Source organism: Actinomycetes bacterium, from assembly GCA_036510875.1.
GTDB lineage: Bacteria > Actinomycetota > Actinomycetes > Prado026 > Prado026 > DATCDE01.
Window position 1 is genome coordinate 1 of the sequence record DATCDE010000053.1, and the last position, 3,912, is coordinate 3,912.

The 3,912-nt window shown below is 68.1% G+C and carries 3 protein-coding genes; all 3 read left to right on the plus strand.

Translation table 11 applies throughout. The features are described 5' to 3' along the window. The first annotated feature begins 711 nt into the window (after positions 1-711). Positions 712-1,431, plus strand: a complete 720-nt coding sequence (locus VIM19_03015) for a DUF4386 domain-containing protein (GenBank protein ID HEY5183882.1) — start codon at positions 712-714, stop codon at positions 1,429-1,431. A gap of 304 nt (positions 1,432-1,735) precedes the next feature. Beyond that, positions 1,736-2,752: an IS110 family transposase gene (locus tag VIM19_03020; GenBank protein HEY5183883.1), complete on the plus strand. Its 1,017-nt coding sequence runs from the start codon at positions 1,736-1,738 to the stop codon at positions 2,750-2,752. A gap of 442 nt (positions 2,753-3,194) precedes the next feature. Next, positions 3,195-3,912 (plus strand): DUF222 domain-containing protein (locus VIM19_03025; GenBank protein HEY5183884.1); only part of this gene is annotated, 718 nt, incomplete at its 3' end.

The window sequence follows — 3,912 nt, forward strand, 5'->3', positions numbered from 1 at the left end:
GGAGGGCAAATGGGGGCGACTACGAAGATCAGCGCGGTCGACCCAACCCCGACGGTCGACACTTCGATCAAGCCACAACCCGGACCCCAAACCGAAGGCTACGCCAGCCGTCGCCCGCGCGTCCTGACACGCCCTCTTGACACAGAGAGGTGCCATTCTGACTCGCATGGGAACGGCGGAAGGCGTGGGCGATGTGCCGATGTCCGCGTCGCGGCGTGACGTTCTGAACGCCCTTGAGCTCCTGGTCCAGGACCCACCCGTCTGCTCGCCTGACGGACGTGACCCGCGTCAGCCGAACCTGCTCGAAGCGCTCTCTTGGCTCATGGAGGACACCTTCTGGGGCCAGTCGCGGCGTCGCCCCATGGACTCAGTGGGCACGCTCCTGCGCTCCGAACACGAAGCCGAGTGTGTTGACGAGGTGGTGACCCACGTCGTGCAGATCTCGCAGCGGTGCGGTCCGGAAGCCCCAGACGTTCGTTGGTTCGAGGACCCGTCCTGGGCCTATGTGCGAGAGGCGGCAGGTCGTGCCGCCGCCGCACTCCGAGCCTAGGTGCCGTTCTGGCTCGGTTCCTGGAGCAAGATCCGGCACTTCCGATCGTCCCGAGACGAGATCTGTCATTCGAGACCGCTGATGGCGGGGGTAGGGCACACTTCACCCCCTTAGGCCCCGACGGAAGGGGCCCATGTCCGGCCGAGTCTGGGAGCCTTCTGATGGATGTTCAGCGAACAGGACGGATCTTCGGCTGGTTATTCATCGCCACGTTCCTCACCAGCATCCCCGCTCGTCTGCTCTTCGTCTCGGGAGTGGGCGCTAGCTGGACCGACATGCACTTCGTCCCGGGGGCCACCTCCGCCGCAAGCCTGAAGTGGGGCGCGGTCCTGGAGTTCGGACTGATCGTCACTCAGATCGGAACCGCAGTTGTCATCTATCCGCTCGTCAGGCGGCAGAACGAAGCGGTCGCACTCGGGTACGTCGCCGCCCGCCTCATGGAGTCAGTCTTCGCAGCGATCGGCCTGATGAGCATCATCTCGGTTGTGTCCCTCGCTGATGCGTTGAGCCAAGCCAGTGGCGTCGAGGCGACGGCGCTCGCCACTCAAGGAAACTCCTTGGTGCACACCTACCAGTGGGCCTTCCAGTGGGGGCCCGGACTGGTCGCGGGCATCGGGAACGGTTTGCTGCTGGGCTACTTGATGTACCGATCGGCGCTTGTGCCGCCTCGCATGGCGCTGTTGGGCCTCATCGGTGGCTCCTTGCTGATCGTGGAGTTCGTGCTGATCCTCGCCGGTGCGTTCGAGAATGGATCGACGGCTTCTGGACTTCTGACACTGCCCGAGGCCGCGTGGGAGCTGTCTCTCGGGATCTACTGCGCGTGGAAGGGGTTCAGGCCCGAGAGCCCGCTTGCCAGACCAGAAGTGGCGACCGCTCTCTAGGGCGTCGCCGATCCAGACTTGGCGCCGGATAGCGTCCACCGCTGTGGGCGCGATGCGAGCGGCGGCAAAGCCGAACCAACGTGCCTGATAGATGGTTCTGGTGGACGTGGGCCTGGTGCTCGTAGCGTCCAGGGGCCCGGTGGGTTGTCTCTTGATGTGCCTGCCACTGGTGTTCGGGTGGCTTTCGAACGAAGCGCCGGTCTGTCGGGTTTCCCTAGGCCGGCGTGTGGCTCGAAACAGGCGAGCACCATCTCATCAGGAGTGCCTTCGGCGGCCGATCCCTGCGACCCCTTGAGGAGGGGCGATGGTGTTGATCGGTATTGATCCGCACAAGGCGTCACACACCGCGGTGGTGATCGACCGCGATGAGCATGAGCTGGCCCGGCTTACGGTCCGTGCGAGCCGCGGGCAGGTCGTTGAGCTGCTGGCGTTCGCTGCACCGTTCACCGAACGGACCTGGGCCATCGAGTCCGCGGGCGGTCTGGGGTTCTTGCTGGCTCAGCAACTGGTCCGCGCCGGCGAGGACGTGATCGACGTCCCGGCGACGTTGGCGGCCAAGACCCGCCTGCTCGGGTCCGGGCGCGGGTCCAAGAACGACCCCAACGACGCCTTGTCGACCGCGGTCGCAGCGTTGCGTGATCGGCGGCTGCGCCCAGTGCTGGCTGAGGACCCGGCGATGGTGCTGCGGCTGCTCGCCGACCGGCATCAGGATCTGACCAGCCTGCGGACTCAGGCGGTGTGCCGGCTGCATGCTCTGTTGGCGGCGTTGACCCCTGGCGGGGTGCAAAGGCGTTTGTCAGCAACGGCTGCGGCCGCGTTCTTGGCCAAGGTCCACCCCGACACCATGGTCACCACCGCGCGTCGGGCGATGGCCGCCGACCTGGTCGCCGATGTGCGCCGCCTGGACAAGGCCATCGCCGAGGTCAAGGCCCGCACGGTAGCCGCGGTCACCGCATCGGGCACGACCGTGACCGATCTGTACGGCGTCGGACCGGTCATCGCCGCGTTGTTGATCGGGCACACCGGCGACATCACCCGCTTCCCCTCGTCCGGGCACTACGCCTCCTACAACGGCACCGCACCGATCGAGGCCTCGTCCGGGCCCAAGGTCCGGCACCGGCTCAACCCGCGCGGGAACCGCCAGCTCAACCACGCGCTGCACATGGCCGCCGTCACCCAGATCCGCGGAGACAACCCCGGCCGCGACTACTACCGCAAGAAGATCGCCGAGGGGAAGACCACCCGCGAGGCCCGACGAGCGTTGAAGCGGAAGATCAGCGACGCCGTCTACCGCCAGCTCCTCGCCGACACCCGGAATTGAGTGAGCCCGGGAGGGCAACCAGGGCACGACTCTGACTCCAGCGCGACCGGCCCCACACCCTGACAGCCGGCTCTTCGGATAAGCCACTCCCGGACTCGCGACCGAAAGTACGCCTCAGGCACCACCCTGCCAAGAGGCGATCCCAGCACGCCCGAAACCAGCCCTTGACAACAAACAGGCTTCGTTCACGGGCGCCCTCTGTGAGCCGAGCCGTCCTAGGATCGGTGCGCCGATCGTCGACTCTCGTGGATGCGTACAGGACTGTAGGCAATGCCGCCGCTCAACCTGTCCCAACAGGCTGCACCCCCCATTGGCCAGGACTGCGCTGTTTGCGCTTCGTTCTGCTGTCTGGCGGAGCAGTTCCCGGGGGGCGAAAGTGTCCGAGAGTGGACATGTTGTGGAGAACCTGTTGGGGGCCAACGGGTTCTCGTAGACTTCGAACATGCGTTCGAACGAGCACCCGGAGGGCCGGGCCGACCCGGACGGCTGCGGGCCGGCCGAGCGGTTGGCCCGTGCGGTGCCGTCCGCCGCGGTGGTCACCGAGCTGGTCCGGATCGACCCCGCCGACCTGTCCCCGGACGACCGGGTCTGGCTCGCGCAGGCCTGGGAACGGGTCCAGAACTGGGCCGCCGCGCAGTCGGCCCAGGTGGTCGCCGCCGTGGTCTCCACGTTCCCGACCACCCCGGGGTACGTCGATGATGACCCCGACCGGTCCGCGGCCGGCGAGCTGTCGTTGGCGTTGCGGCTCACCCAGAACGGTGCCCGGGCGCGCCTGGAGGTCGCCCGGGCCCTGCAGAGCACCCTGGCCCCGGCCGGGCACGCGCTGGCCCGCGGGGACATCTCCTACCGGCACGTCATGGCCCTGGCCGAGCTGCTGGCCGGGCGCACCGAGCAGACCGCCCGCGCGGTCCAGGACCGGGTCCTTCCCCGGGCCGCGACCCAGACCACCAGCCAGCTGCGGACCAGCATCCGCCGGGCCCTGGCCGCCCTGGACCCCCGCACCGCCGAGCAGACCCACCAGGACCAGCGCGCCCAGCGCCGCGTCGAGGTGTTCCCCGAGCCGCACGGGATGGCCACGCTGCGCGCGTACCTGCCCGCCGAGGACGCCCAGCTCGTCTGGCTCGCCCTGGACACCGCCGCCCGGACCACCCCCGGCACCC